Source organism: Streptomyces sp. NPDC013187, assembly GCF_042899705.1.
In the GTDB taxonomy this organism is placed as follows: Bacteria; Actinomycetota; Actinomycetes; order Streptomycetales; family Streptomycetaceae; genus Streptomyces; species Streptomyces hawaiiensis_A.
This window is the reverse complement of sequence record NZ_JBIBAF010000011.1, coordinates 275467-288757: the sequence shown is the minus strand read 5'-3', so window position 1 is coordinate 288757 and position 13291 is coordinate 275467. Positions and strand designations below refer to the sequence as shown.

Here is a 13291-nt window from a genome sequence, read left to right as displayed (position 1 = left end):
CGTCGGTCGTCAGTTCTTGCTCAGGATCAGCCGGTCGTTGCCGGAGCGCCCGAGGAGCCCCGTCTGCTTCCGGAACGTACCGAGCCGGACGAGCGTCGGTGCCTCGTATGCCTTCTTCATGACCACTCCTCATGTGCAGGTTCGCAGAACGCCTCCCTGACCGACAGCGCCGGGAACGGGCCCAGGTGCCGCCGGTCGGCGACGGGCTCATCGGGAACCCGGCCGGGAAGCGGACGCATCACCAGCTAGCTGCAGAGCGTGAGACCAAGGCAAGAGCCTTTGCGAAGCTCGGATAATATGCAAAATCCGAATCTATCGGGTGGTGCGCCGGCTCTCGTTCGGTCGGCGACGACGCAGACCGATGATGCGACCCGGGTGCGCGAAGGGTTGCATGAACGTTTTGACATGGGACTCCGGCAGATGCTCACGGCACCTGCCAGGACGGGTCCGACGGCGGCCCGGGTGGGCGCCGCCGGGGCGCACTGGGCGCCTACGACGTGCTCCCCTTGGCTTGGAAGTTCCCGCGTTGGCTTGGAAGTCCCCGAGCCCACGTCCCGAGCTCAAGTCCCCGAGCCTCTTCGCCGAGGACGGCACCGACAGGCCCTACGTGCCCGGGTGCCATCCCAGGGCCGGGCCGAGCTTTGTCGCCATGTCGGTGAGGATCTGCACGTAGTCCTCGTGCTCGAAGGAGAACGGCAGGGCGAACGCCACCTCGTCCACCTCCCGGAACGCCGCGTGCGCGCGCAGTCGTTCGGCGATCTCGGCCGAGGTGCCCACCAGGTCGGGCGCGAACAGCAGCCGCGCCGGGCCCTGCGGCGTCGCCGTGCGGGGAGTGCGCTGTGCGGCGTACTCCTCGTAGCGGGCACGCTGGGCGGGCGAGGCGGAGTCGGTGGGGATGACGACCAGGCCCTGCGAGACCCGGGCGGCCTCGCCGTCGGGATGGGCGGCCCGGAAGGCGCGGATCTGCGCGAGCTGGACCTCCGCGAAGTCGTAGGGACCTTCGGGCTCTTCGGCCTTCACGACACTGCTGGAGAGGAGGTTCATGCCGTGCTCACCGGCCCATCGGGCCGACCGCAGGCTGCCACCGCCGTACCAGAGACGGCGGCCCAGGCCGGGGGAGTGCGGCTGTACCCGGTCGGAGAAGACCTCGAAGCCCTCGACGCCGCTGAAGTCCGTCGCCGGCTTGCCCCGCACGAAGTCCAGCAGCCGCTCCACCCTCCCGTATCCGAAGTCCTCGGCGTCGGCCGTGTCCGGGTAGAGCGCGCCCTTGACCTGGTCGAAATGCATGGGCGGGCCCACGCTCACGCCCGGGTTGAGGCGTCCGCCCGACAGCAGGTCGACGGTGGCCAGGTCCTCGGCCAGCCGCAGCGGGTTCTCCCACCCGAGCGGGATCACCGCCGTGCCCAGCTCGATACGGCGCGTGCGCTGGGAGGCCGCCGACAGTACGGCGACGGGGGAGGAGATGCCGTGCTGCAGATGCCGGTGACGCACCCACGCGCTGTCGAAGCCGAGGCGCTCGCCCAGCTCGATGATCTCCAGGGTGGACTCGTGGCCCGGGCGCGGGTCCGCCGGGTCGAACAGCCCGATGGTCAGAAAACCCAGCTTGCGCAGCGGTCGTGGGGTCGGCGGCACGAGCCCTCCCTCATTGAACTTTCAATGGTGTACGACGCTTCCAACCCGGGAGCGGCCCTCGCTGTTCCCGTTCCGCCCGGTCAGCGCAGCGGGATCAGCACCTCGTCCTCGACCGGCGGGGCGACCTCCTGGGCGCGGTTGCCGGTCGCCGCGAAGCAGCGCAGCCGGACCGCCTCCGGGGAGACGTCCAGGCGCAGGAAGCACTTGAAGAACGGCGGGTCGTACGTCGCCGAGCTCGGCGAGAACAGGGAGGTGTAGATCTTCCGCACGGGCAGCCGGAACCGCTTGGCCCGGTCGGGGCGACGGCTGGTTCCGAGCAGTCCGGCGACCAGGCGGACGCGACGGGTGAGTCGGGCCGAGGCGCCCGGGGTGCGGGTGGGCTTGATGCCGAGCCGCTCGGCGATCACAGCCGTCGCCTCGCCCTCGGTGAGGGTGAAGAAGCGGCGCATCCGCAGCCGGCGGCCGTAGAGCCGGCTGTAGAAGGCCAGGGAGTCGCCGCGCAGCGGGTAGCAGCGGAAGTCTTGCTCGGTGACGCCCGCGACGTCGACGCGCGGGATCGTGTGGGTGGCGTGCATGAACGCGCCGCCCCCGCCGGCGACGACGTACTGGAGCGTGCGGCCGTCGGCCAGCCGGACCGGGTAGCGCTGGTAGTTGTGGATGTCGCCGCCGATCGCCGCCACGTAGTGGTGCTCCGGGTCGCGGACGATGTCGTCGACGGTGCCGCCCCCTTCGATGGCGCAGGGCTCGCGCCGGCCGTCCACGTACAAGGGAGAGCCGGTGACGAGGATCTTCGGGCGGGGCCCCCGGGACACCTCGCGCAGCCACGCGCCCTGCTCGGCATCGAGGGTGCCGAGCAGACCGGTGTCGATGCCGATGATCCGCAGCGGGCCGGCGTCGACCGCCCAGTACGGGCCCGGCTGGACGGCCTGTTGCTCGGGCGCCTCGCGCAACGTGCGTGCCTCGGCGAGGCGTTGTCCCGCGTCCGGACGCGGCCGGTGCCACAGCAGCGACCGCAGCCAGGCCCGGGTGAGAGGACGCGGCCGGGGTTCGGGCGGCAGGGGCGGGGCGTCGTCGCAGAAGACGCGCATGAAACCGCCGAGATCCTCGTACCAGTCGTGGTTGCCGGGTATCGCGTAGATCGGCGCCCGGTAGTCCCGGTAGGGGCGGAAGAACTTGGTGCCGTAGTCGTCCGCACCGCCCACCGGGTAGATCACGTCACTGGCCAGCACGGCGAAGCGGGTGTCCTGACCCGCCTTGAGAAACCCCGGCACGACGGCGTACTGGGGGTCGTCGCCCTCGCCGGTGTCACCGATGACCAGGAAGGAGAACCGGTCCGGGTCGTCCCGGCGGATCACCCGGTCGGCCGGTGCGCCGGAGGCCGCCCGCTGTGCCACCCACCGGCTGCGCGTCCGGCCGGTGGGGTCCCCGAACCAGGAGGCCAGCACGCCGTTGCGGGCGAGCCACAGCATCTTCGGGCTCAGCCAGGAGATCTTCTCGGACTTCGGCGGCATCAACCGCGTGTACGCGCCCCGTTCGCTGGTGCCCCAGCCGGCGCCTTCGGCGGTATCGCGTGAGGAGTCGGACACCGGTGCACCGTAGCAATCGATCTTGCCCCGCCGGTGGGTGGGCCGCTCACCGCTCGCGCGTGGACGAGGCCGTGGTGCGCCATGCCGGGCGACGTGGCGCCGCGGAGCCGGCGGTCGGCGTGTCCTGCCGTGCGGACGTCCGCTCGCCCAGCACCAGCAGCGGATCGAACATCACCACGACTCCGGCCAGCAGCAGGAAGACCACCGGCCCCAGCAGCATCGGCAGCAGCAGGGACGTGGGCGACTCGCCCGCCCACGTCCCGCCGGTCGCGTCGTGCACATGGACGCTGACGGCGGCCATGCCCGTGTAGTGCATACCGGACACCGCCACGCCCATCACCAGGCTCGCACCGAGGCTCATGAGGAACCCGCGGATGGTGACGGCCGACCACAGCGCGGCGGTCGCGGCCCCGACGGCGATCAGCACGGACAGCGCGACACCGACCGGGTCGTAGCCGACGTCGCCGTTCAGCCGCAGCGCCGCCATGCCGAGGTAGTGCATGCCCGCCACGCCCAGTCCGGTGACCGCCCCCGCGACGGCCAGCGTGACAGCGCTGGTGCCGCGGTGGCCGACGATGAACACGCCGACGCCCACCACGGCGACGGCCACGACGAGACTGAGCACCGTGGTGGCCGCGTCGTACCGAACCCGGGTCTCCTCCACATGGAAGCCGATCATGGCGATGAAGTGCATCGTCCAGATGCCGCACCCGATGGAGGCGGCGCCTAACGCGAGCCAGCCCGTCTTCCACGACTGCGCGTTGAGCAGCGAGCGCACGATGCACCGCAGCCCGAGCGCCCCTCCCAAGCAGGCCATCAGATAGGCCGCCACCGGGGTCACCGCACCGTAGCGGAACCCGTCGACCGTACCGTCCAAGAGTCAACTCCCCCCAGAGTCCTGACTGGTGTTCAGCAAGGTCTACGCGCAGGGATCACGGGAGAGCAAGCCCTTACCGTCGGTAGGTCGTCAACTCGTGTCACCAAGGAGTCGATTGAGGTCAGAATGTGCGCTTCAGCAGGTCCAGCAGCGCCGACCAGTGCCGCTCGTCGCCCTCCTGGTGGTACGACGCGGTGTCGGCCTGCGTGAATCCGTGCGGCGCGCCCGTGTACACCTCGCACCGGTGGCGCACGCCCGCCGCCGTCAGGGCGTCCTCCAGGCGCTCGATCTGCTCCTCGGGCAGGGAGTGGTCCTGGTCGGCGTGGCCGAAGTACAGCTCGGCGGTGACCTTGCCGGCCACCAGGTGGGGGCTGTCCGGGGTGTCCGTGGCCAGCCGCCCGCCGTGGAAGCCGGCCGCCGCCGCGACCCGCTCCGGGTAGGTGCCCGCGGTGAGCAGCGACAGGCGGGCGCCCATGCAGTAACCGGTCAGCGCGACCGGACCGTCGGCCACCGCGGGCGACTCGGCCAGCCACCGCAGGTACGCACCGGCGTCCCGCATCGCCCGCTCGTTCGTCAGGTCCTGCATGACCGGCACGATGCGCTCGAATATCTCCGGACGCGCACCCGGGTCGATGAACTCGGGAAGGTCGAACAGAGGCGCGCGACCGTGTCGGTAGAACACGTTCGGCGCCAGCACCGTGTAGCCCTCGGCGGCCAGCCGGTCCGCCATGGACCGCAGCTGCGGACGCAGACCGAAGGCGTCCATGAACAGCAGGACCGCCGGGTGGGCGGCCCCGTCGGCGGGGTGGGCCAGATAGGCGTCGGCGGTGCCGTCCTCGGTGGGGATGTCGACGGCGGTTCCCTGTACGGCGCTCATGGCTGGGCTGCCTCTCTGCGGGGGTGGGGGCCTGCAACCCGTCCGCGTGACCGGGCGGATCATGGTCATCGTGACACGCCCGTCCCGGGGCATTTCGCCCACCCCCGACACACGGTTGAACCGTGAACGGCCTTTGGCGCGCGCTTTACTCGAACCGTGAGGGATCGCCCGCGCCGTGCCGCACGATCTCGGCCTCCCCGCCGGAGAAATCGACGACCGTCGTCGGCTCGGTACCGCAGTCGCCGGAGTCGACCACTCCGTCCAGCACGTGATCGAGCAGGTCCTTGATCTCCCAGCCCTGCGTCATCGGCTCCTCCTCGCCGGGCAGCAGCAGGGTGCTGGACAGCAGCGGCTCACCGAGTTCGGCGAGCAGCGCCTGGGTGACGACGTGGTCGGGGATGCGCACCCCGACCGTCTTCTTCTTGGGGTGCTGCAGCACGCGCGGCACCTCCTTCGTCGCGGGCAGGATGAACGTGTAGCTGCCGGGCGTCGACGCCTTGATCGCGCGGAACACGTCGTTGTCGATCCGCACGAACTGGCCGAGCTGGGCGAAGTCCTGGCACACGAGGGTGAAGTGGTGCCGGTCGTCCAGCTTGCGGATCGTGCGGATCCGGTCGATGCCGTCACGGCTGCCGATACGGCAGCCCAGTGCGTAGCAGGAGTCCGTGGGGTAGGCGACAAGAGCGTCGGCGCGGATGCTGTCGGCGATCTGGCCGATGGTGCGGGCCTGCGGGTTGTCGGGGTGCACGTCGTAGTACTTCGCCATCCGTCGAGCTTATGCCGCCGGCGCGGGGCGGCGGCGCAGGAGGGGGCCGGGCCCGGGGGCACCCGCCCCTCGCCGTCCGACGTCCGGGCCGGGAGGATCGCCCTGCGGACCTGAGGTAACGTCCCCGACCGGTGTGCCGGAGGCGGCGCGAGGAGCGAGGGGAAGGCCGAGTGGCTGGCCGAGAGTGCGGGAACCGGCAGCGTGAGGCGCAGGCCGGCACGGATCCGGACTGGGCGGAGGAACTGCTCGAGCACCTGCGTCCGGCCGGGCGCGATGTCCGCAGAGTCGTCGCCTGGCTCGCCGGCGCCGTGGGCGCGACCGTGGCCCTGCAGGACGCCGCCGGGAACCTCATCGCCGGAAACCGGCTTCCGCTGGACGAGGACCTGGTCGCGGACATCACCGCCGGCCGGATCGCCTCCGCCGCCTGGGAGAGCCGGGAGCGCCACCTGCGCCTGGTCAGGGTGGAGCACCCGTCCCACGCGTGCGTGCTGGCCGTCTCGCGGCAGGACCCCTTCGACCGGCGGGCCTCCGGCGTCGTCACGCACACCGCCCAGGTGATCGAACTGCTGCTGACGGCGAGCGAGTCGACCGCGGCCGGGCACCGGCTGCGCCGGGCCACCTCCGATCTGCGCCTGGCGATCCTGCAGCTGCTGATGGTCGAGGACACCATCGCCGCCCGCCGCGTCGCCGCCGGACTCTGGCCCGGGCTGCTCGATGCCGATACGGCGTGCGTGTACGTCGTCGAATCCGCTCCCGAGGTACGCGACCGCGTCGCCGAGGAGTGCCTGGACAGCACCCGCGAGGACGCCCTGGTCGTGCGCTGCCCTGCCATGGACGGGCACGTGATCGTCGTCGGCCCCAGGGAGACCACGGGCGACGCCCTGCGGTCCCTCGTCGGACGCAACCCGGACCTCTTCCTCGGCGGCAGCGTCCGCCAGAGCCTCGCCCAGACCGCCACCGCCTACGGGCAGGCCGTCAGCGCGTTGGCCGTGGCCCACTTCCGGCCCGACAAGACGGCCGTCTACGCCGAGCGCACCCACCCCGAACGCCTGATGGACCCGGTGGCGCTGCGCGGGTGGACGTCCCGCGTGCTGCGCCCCCTCGACACCCTGCCGCACCACACCCGCGCCGAGCTCCTCGCCACCACCCGGCTCGGCCTGGAGTTCACCGCCGTCAACGCCGCCAAGGTCCTCGGCGTCAGCCGCAACACCGTCCGCGCCCGCATGGAACGCGTCGAGGCCCTGCTCGGCACCGACTTCGCCGACCTCACGGTCCGGGCCGTGGTCCACCTGGCGATCAACACCCGGATCGGACTGCCCGACGCACCGGCCGACGGCGTCGCCGGGGAGCCGGATCTGCGGCTCGCCGACCTGCTGTCCGGCCCCGCCGTACGCACCTGGGGTCAGGATCTGCTGGGGCGGCTCGACGCCGACGCCCGCAATCCGCGCCGGACGCTGCGCACCTGGATAGCCGTCGGCGGCAACGCCGAACGGGCCGCGCAGGCCCTGGGTGTGCACGCCCAGACCGTGCGCGAACACGTCCGCAGCGCCGAACCCGTCCTGGAACGCCAGCTGCTCGCCGCGGGCACCGACCTGTACGAGGTCGTCCTGGCGCACCTGATCGTGGGCGACCTCGACCTGCCGGTCCTGCAGGGCCCGGAGTGAGCCAGTCTGCCTCCGTGGCAACCGGTTGGCCGGATCCGGGCGGGACGAAACCGGGCCATCCGGACTCAGCTGTGCACGGGTGAGCCCCGTTGAGCGTGCAGCGGGCATCGACACGGTTCACAAGGCCTCGGACAGGGACGTAAATTCAACTCACCGCGGGGGCTCGACCGGAACGGGGGACCGGTCGCGCTCCCGCGCGCTGCCCGGCGAGGCGGCGTCCTCCCCGGCGCGTCAGTCCCGCAGCCGCACCGGGATCCTCTGCCAGCCGAACGCGATGAACGACGGCACCTGCCGCAGCCCGTCGTCGCCGGTGGCCAGGCGCAGACCGGGGAACCGGTCGAACAACGCCGGCAGCGCGGTGAGGGCTTCCAGCCGGGCCAGCGGCGCCCCGATGCAGCGGTGGACGCCGATCCCGAACGCCAGATGGTCGTCGGCACCGCGGGTGGCGTCGAAGCGGTCGGCGTCCGGCCCGTAGTGCTCGGGGTCCATCCCCGCGGCGGCGTACGTCGTGATGATGGCGTCGCCGGCCGGGATCGTCACATCGCCGACCGCGAGGTCGGTGACGGCGAACCGCAGCGGCAGCGACGCGATCGACGGGTGGGCGCGCAGCGTCTCGTCGACTACGGCGTCCCAGCCGATCTCCCCGGACCGGACGGCCGCCAGCTGCTCGGGACGGCGGAGCAGGGCGACCACCGCGTTGCCGATGAGGTTCACGGTGGTCTCGAAACCGGCGCCGATCACCAGCAGCAGCGTGTACAGCAGCTCCTCGTCGCTCAGCCGGTCGCCGTCCTCGTCCCGGACCCGGATCAGCTCGGACGTCATGTCGTCCCCGGGGTGCGCGGCCCGGTGGGCCATCAGCGCCGGCAGCACCGTCCAGATCTGCCGCTGCACGGACGCCGCGTGCTCCGGGCTCGGGTCGGAGGTGTCCATGATGGCCGCGATGAGCCGGCCGGTGTCCTCTCGCAACTCGTCGGGCACACCCATGAGTTCACAGATCATCCGCATCGGCAGCGGATGGGCGAACCCTTCCTTGACGTCGACGACCTCGCCGTCTGCGCCCTCCAGAGCGGCCAGCAGTTCCGCCGTGATCGCCTCCACCCGGGGCCGCATCGCCTCGGTCCGCCGGTGCGTGAAGCTGGGCGCGACCAGCTTGCGCAGCCGGGTGTGGTCAGGTCCGTAGGTCGAGAGCATGTTCACCACGCCGACCCAGCCCAGGATCCAGGCCCAGGACGGTTTTTCGGCGATCTCGGGCCACAGCCGCCAGTGCAGCCGCGGGTCCTTGCTGACCCGCGGGTCGAGGATGAGCTCCTTCAGCGTGTCGTAGCGCGTCGGCGCCCAGGCCGGAATGCCGCCGGGCAGCTCCACGGGCACGATCGGGCCGAGGGCACGCAGCCGGGCGCTCTCGGCGGCGATGTCGGCGCCTAACGGGTCCAGGGCGATGCGGTCGGTCACGGTCACGGTCGTCCTCCTGGCTGATCGGGGGAGCGGGGGCTGAAACGGACGGGCAGGGCCGTCAGCGAGCGGTGGAACGGTCCGGGCCGCCACGTCAGGCGCTCGCGGGGCAGGACGGGTTCGAGGTCGGGCAGCCACTGGGTGAGCCGTTCGATCGCCTCGGTGGCGATGAGCAGGGTGTGCTGCTTGACCGGACAGGCGTGCGGGCCCGCCGACCAGGACAGGTGGGAGGCGTCCGACGGGTGACGCTCCGCGCCGCGCTCCTGCTCGGCGGCCTGGGCGAGCGCGCCGTAGGAGATCACCACCGGCACCGCGGCGCGGATCCACACGCCGTGCAGGGTGACCGGTGTGCGGGCGTAGTGGATGCCGTAGTTGGCGAGCGGCGTCTCGTGGTGCAGGACCTCCAGCACCGCGTCCGTCACCGGGCGGGCGCCGCTGGTCAGCGTCGAGTAGTAGGCCGGGTTGCCGAGGATCCTGGACAGCGCGTTGGACACCAGGTTGGCCGTCGGCTCGTGCCCTGCCCCGAGGGTGAGGAACACCTGCCAGGTGACCTCCTCGGGGGTCAGTCCCGCCGGGTGGTCCAGCAGCCAGCTCGGCAGATCGTCGCCCCGCCGCCGGGCCTTGGCGGCGATCAGCTCCAGCACGTACCCGCCGAACTCGGCCTCGCCCTCCGCAGCCTGGGCGCCGCCCTCGATCAGTTTGCCCAGGGCGGTGTCCAGCCGGTCGCTGGCGCTGTCGGGCAGCCCGAACAGGCTGTTGAACACCAGAGCCATCAGCGGCCGGGTGAAATCGCCCACCAGATCGGCCTCGCCCCGCGGCCCGATCCTGCTCACCAGCAGGTGCACCGCGCGGTGCACCCGGGCCCGCAGATCGTGCGGCTCCACCAGATCGAAGGCGTCGATCAGCGAGGTGCGGTAGCGCAGGTGGGCGCCGCCGTCGGCGAACAGGGTGTTGGGGCGCCAGCGCATCATGCCGAGCACCGGCGAGTCGTCGGGGACGGTCGCCTCCCACGGCCGGGGGTCGTGCGAGAACGTCTCGGTGTCGTGCAGCAGGTCCAGCGCCGCCCGCCGGTCGGTGACGACGTAGGCCGGGACGCCGGGCGCGAGTTCCGCCCAGCCGACCGGGCCGTGAGCGCGCAGGGCGGCGTAGTAGGCGTGGGGGTCACGGGCGAAGCCGTCCTCCCAGAGGCGGACGGGCGCCGCGAGGGAGAAGGCCTGCTCGGCGGGGGAGGGGTGGGTCACCGGGGCTCCGGGGGGTGGTGGTCGATCAGGTGCTGTACCAGCGCGAGCAGGGCGTCGACCGCGGAGTCCGTCTCCCGCGCGTCGCACGTGACCATGGGAGTCGTGGGCTCCAGGTCCAGGGCGGCGCGCAGCTGCTCGGGCGTGTGCTGGCGGGGCGCGTCCGGGAAGGTGTTGAAGGCGACCGCGTAGGGCAGGCCCGACTCCTCCACCAGCCCCAGCACGTCGAACGAGGCGTCGATCCGGCGGGCGTCGACCAGCACGAGCGCGCCGAGCGCCCCGTAGGCGACGTCGTCCCACAGGGGCCGGAAACGTTCCTGGCCGGGCGTGCCGAACAGGTACAGCACGATGCCGCCCGGCAGGCTGATCCGGCCGAAGTCGATGGCGACCGTGGTGGTGGACTTGTCCCGGACCCCGGCGAGATCGTCGACCTGTGCGGACGCCTCCGAGAGCTGCTCCTCCGTGTGCAGCGGCCGGATCTCGGAGACGGAGCGGATCAGGGTCGTCTTGCCCACCCCGAACGGTCCCGTGACGAGGATCTTCACCAAGTCCTGGGCGCTGTCCGGCAGGTGGACGCCCGCACCCCCCGGCTCGGCGTCAACGGTGCTTGAGGTCGCGGAGGCCATCGGCCACTCTCTTCAGCAGGTCGGGGTCGAAGCGCCGGGCGGGCGGGATCGGCGCACGGGCCAGCACCAGGTCGCGGTCGAGGAGGTCGGCGGCCAGTACCAGCACCGCGGAGACCGGCAGCCGCAGCAGAGCAGCGGCCTCCACCACCGTCAGCGAGCCGTACTCCAGCTCCTCCAGCAGGGCCGCCTGGGCGGCGGGCAGTTCGGCGGGGGCCGGCTCACCACTGCCGGTGAGGACCGACAGCCGCTCCAGATGCGCACGGCTGGGCCGCGCCACCCCGCCGGTCGACAGGTACGCGGGAACCAGGGGACGGCCGCCTCGGCGGCCGGTCATGCCGGCGTGCCGCCGTCGGCACCTCGGGGCCCGGCGGCCATCGCCTTCTCGCCCAGCCGCGCGACCTGCGAGTGCACCCGGTGGGCGAGCAGGTCCAGCCGCACCTCGGGATCGCCGTACGCGGCGACGCAGGTGCCGTGGTCCGTCGGCACGATCAGCACATAGCCGTGGTCCGATTCGATGACGACCTGCCGGATCTCCGCCCGGTCGGTGTCGGCGAACGCCGCCGCCGCGGTACGGCAGGCGCCCTGCACGGTGCTGGTGATGGCCGCTACCCGCTCCGCCGACGGCCGCGACAGCGCGTCGGTGTAACCGGTGACGAGTCCGTCCCGGGTGAGCAGGGCGGCGGCCACGACGTGCGGCACCTCCAGGACCGGTTCGAGCACCCATGCCGTGTCCCCCGCTGCGCGGCTGCTCATCGAGCCGTTCCCCCTTCGTGTTCGGTGCTGTCGGTGTCCTCGGATGCCGTGTCGGCCGTGGTCGCTGCCGGGGCACCCTCAGGTACGGCTGGAAGGGCGTCTGTGTTCGACCGACCTGCGGCACGCGCTGCCGCCGTGCCGGACTGGAGGGCGCCGAGGGCGGCGGCGGACTCCTCGGGACGGCGTGCGCGGCGCGGTGGCACGGGTTCGGCCGCGGCCGGCCCGGCCGAGGTCGTGGCGCGACCGCGGCGACGCCGCTGGGGGAGGACGCCGCTGTCCCGCGGGCCGTGGTGGCCTGGCACCGCGGAGCCGTCGTCGCCCAGGTGCTGCTCCGTGCCGTAGCCGTGATCGTCGCCTGCGGCGCCTGCGGATAGGTCTGCGTCGCCTGTATCTGTGCCTCTGTCTGTGCCTCTGTCGGTGCCGGTGGGGAGCGGTTGGGCCCTGCGGGGCTCGGCGTCCGGCTCGAAGCCGTCGGACGCGGCGGCCGGGGCGGGCTGGGGGTCGTGCGGAGGGGGGACGACGGCGGGCCGGGGGTCGTGGGGCGGGGTGACCGGTGCGGGGCGGGACGTGTGCTGCGGGGCGGGCCGGCCGGGACGGAGCGTGTGGTGCGGGCCGGAGGGGCCCGGGACCGAACCGCGGGACGCGCCGGAACCGCTTCCCGCGTCCGGCACGGCCTCCCGCCGGGTCGAACGCGGCGCACTGGCCGCCGGGGGCTGCTTCTCCGGGTCGATGCGCGTCAGCAGATGGCTGTCGACCCGCAGCACCGCCCGCACCCCGCCGTACGGCGACGGGGAGGACAGGTCCACGCTCAGATCGAACTGCCGGGTCAGCTGGCCGACGGCCGCGAGCCCCATGCGCGGCGGATCCCCGAGCTCGGTCAGCAGGATCGGATCCGAACCGGCGACCATCCGCTGGGCCCGGGCCCGCTCGTCCTGCGTCATGCCCAGACCGGCGTCGTCCACGGTGACGCAGACCCCGTGGTGTACCGCCTCGAGGTTGACCACCACGTCCGTGTCCGGCGCGGAATGCCGCAGCGCGTTGTCGAGGAGCTCCGCGACGATGATGGCGACCGGCTCCACGGCGTGGGACACCAGGGCCGTACCGGCCGCGAGGTGGTTGTTGACCCGGACGCGGCGGTAACCCGCGAGCCGGGCCTGACCGCCCGTCACCGCGTCCACGACGTGGGACTCCTCCCGGGCGAGCCCCACCCAGGCCCCGCACACCACCGCGGCTATCTGCGCGCGCCGCAGCGACTGCTCGTTCTCGTGGTCCAGTTCGAACAGGGTCTGCGTCAACTCGGGTTCGTCGTAGCGCTGTTGCAATCCCCGTAGAGCGTCCTGCAACCGGTACAGCGCCGCCTGGATCTCCCGGGTGGCCCCGCGCATCCCGGCCTGCGCCGCAGCGTCGATCCGGGTGCGCTGGGCGGCCAGTTCGGTGTGCAGTCCCTTCAGCACCTGCTCAAGGGCGCTCCCCAGGGGCGAACCGGCCAGTTGCGGGTTCAGCGGGCCGGGCTCGCCGACGTGGGAGTGTGCCGCCTGCCGGGCCGCGGCGGGCACCCGCCGTGCCGCCAGATGCTCGATCTCGGAGGTGAACGCCCGTGTCGTCCCGTCGAGTCGAGCCCGCAGCGCGGCCGTCTTCGCGCGCTGCGCGGCCAGGTGCCGCCGTGAGCGCAGCAGCCCGCCGCCGAGGGCGAACGCGGACAGTGTGCCGAGAGCGAGGGCGCCGACGGCCAGGTCCGGTACTTCGATCATCGAGTCGATTCCAGGAGGGAGTCGGGCAGGGCTGGGTCCGAGGTGCTCAGGCGAGCCACCCGCAGCACA

General features: G+C 72.5%; 13 protein-coding genes. 1 reads left to right on the top strand and 12 read right to left on the bottom strand.

What is annotated here, in order from left to right; genetic code table 11:
* Positions 1-9 precede the first annotated feature (9 nt).
* From ACFY5B_RS25035 to ACFY5B_RS25010, 6 genes are all read right to left on the bottom strand, one after another.
* Positions 10-120 carry a keywimysin-related RiPP gene (locus ACFY5B_RS25035; RefSeq protein ID WP_389972686.1) on the bottom strand — a complete coding sequence of 37 codons (111 nt, stop codon included), beginning with the start codon at positions 118-120 and terminating at the stop codon, positions 10-12.
* Positions 121-603: 483 nt separating this feature from the next.
* A complete protein-coding gene (locus ACFY5B_RS25030) occupies positions 604-1632 on the bottom strand; it encodes an LLM class flavin-dependent oxidoreductase (protein WP_389972684.1) in 1029 nt (342 codons plus the stop codon).
* Between the two features lie 80 nt (positions 1633-1712).
* Positions 1713-3218: a metallophosphoesterase family protein gene (locus ACFY5B_RS25025; RefSeq protein WP_389972682.1), complete on the bottom strand. Its 1506-nt coding sequence runs from the start codon at positions 3216-3218 to the stop codon at positions 1713-1715.
* 46 nt (positions 3219-3264) lie between these two features.
* Positions 3265-4095, bottom strand: coding sequence for an MHYT domain-containing protein (locus ACFY5B_RS25020; protein WP_389972680.1), 831 nt, complete (start codon positions 4093-4095; stop codon positions 3265-3267).
* Positions 4096-4216: 121 nt separating this feature from the next.
* Positions 4217-4972, bottom strand: coding sequence for a dienelactone hydrolase family protein (locus ACFY5B_RS25015; protein WP_389972678.1), 756 nt, complete (start codon positions 4970-4972; stop codon positions 4217-4219).
* A gap of 145 nt (positions 4973-5117) precedes the next feature.
* On the bottom strand, positions 5118-5738 hold the full coding sequence (locus ACFY5B_RS25010; RefSeq protein WP_053672481.1) for an L-threonylcarbamoyladenylate synthase: 621 nt from the start codon (positions 5736-5738) through the stop codon (positions 5118-5120).
* Between the two features lie 170 nt (positions 5739-5908).
* Here ACFY5B_RS25010 and ACFY5B_RS25005 point away from each other — a divergent pair, with 170 nt between their 5' ends.
* Positions 5909-7402, top strand: coding sequence for a helix-turn-helix domain-containing protein (locus ACFY5B_RS25005; RefSeq protein WP_389972676.1), 1494 nt, complete (start codon positions 5909-5911; stop codon positions 7400-7402).
* 231 nt (positions 7403-7633) lie between these two features.
* On the opposite strand, the gene ACFY5B_RS25000 is transcribed toward ACFY5B_RS25005, so the two are convergent.
* The 6 genes from ACFY5B_RS25000 to ACFY5B_RS24975 are packed head-to-tail and all read right to left on the bottom strand — an operon-like array spanning position 7634 to position 13222.
* Positions 7634-8860: a cytochrome P450 gene (locus ACFY5B_RS25000; protein ID WP_389972674.1), complete on the bottom strand. Its 1227-nt coding sequence runs from the start codon at positions 8858-8860 to the stop codon at positions 7634-7636.
* On the bottom strand, positions 8857-10095 hold the full coding sequence (locus ACFY5B_RS24995) for a cytochrome P450 (protein WP_389972672.1): 1239 nt from the start codon (positions 10093-10095) through the stop codon (positions 8857-8859). Before ACFY5B_RS24995 ends, ACFY5B_RS25000 begins: the two co-directional genes overlap by 4 nt.
* Positions 10092-10718, bottom strand: coding sequence for an ATP/GTP-binding protein (locus ACFY5B_RS24990; protein ID WP_389972670.1), 627 nt, complete (start codon positions 10716-10718; stop codon positions 10092-10094). The genes ACFY5B_RS24995 and ACFY5B_RS24990 overlap by 4 nt, the downstream gene beginning before the upstream one ends.
* Positions 10690-11052, bottom strand: coding sequence for a DUF742 domain-containing protein (locus ACFY5B_RS24985; RefSeq protein WP_184565291.1), 363 nt, complete (start codon positions 11050-11052; stop codon positions 10690-10692). Before ACFY5B_RS24985 ends, ACFY5B_RS24990 begins: the two co-directional genes overlap by 29 nt.
* The gene (locus ACFY5B_RS24980) at positions 11049-11471 is read right to left on the bottom strand and encodes a roadblock/LC7 domain-containing protein (RefSeq protein ID WP_344459551.1); all 423 of its coding nucleotides are present in this window, start codon (positions 11469-11471) and stop codon (positions 11049-11051) included. Before ACFY5B_RS24980 ends, ACFY5B_RS24985 begins: the two co-directional genes overlap by 4 nt.
* Positions 11468-13222, bottom strand: coding sequence for an ATP-binding protein (locus ACFY5B_RS24975; protein WP_389972668.1), 1755 nt, complete (start codon positions 13220-13222; stop codon positions 11468-11470). Before ACFY5B_RS24975 ends, ACFY5B_RS24980 begins: the two co-directional genes overlap by 4 nt.
* Positions 13223-13291: the final 69 nt, after the last annotated feature.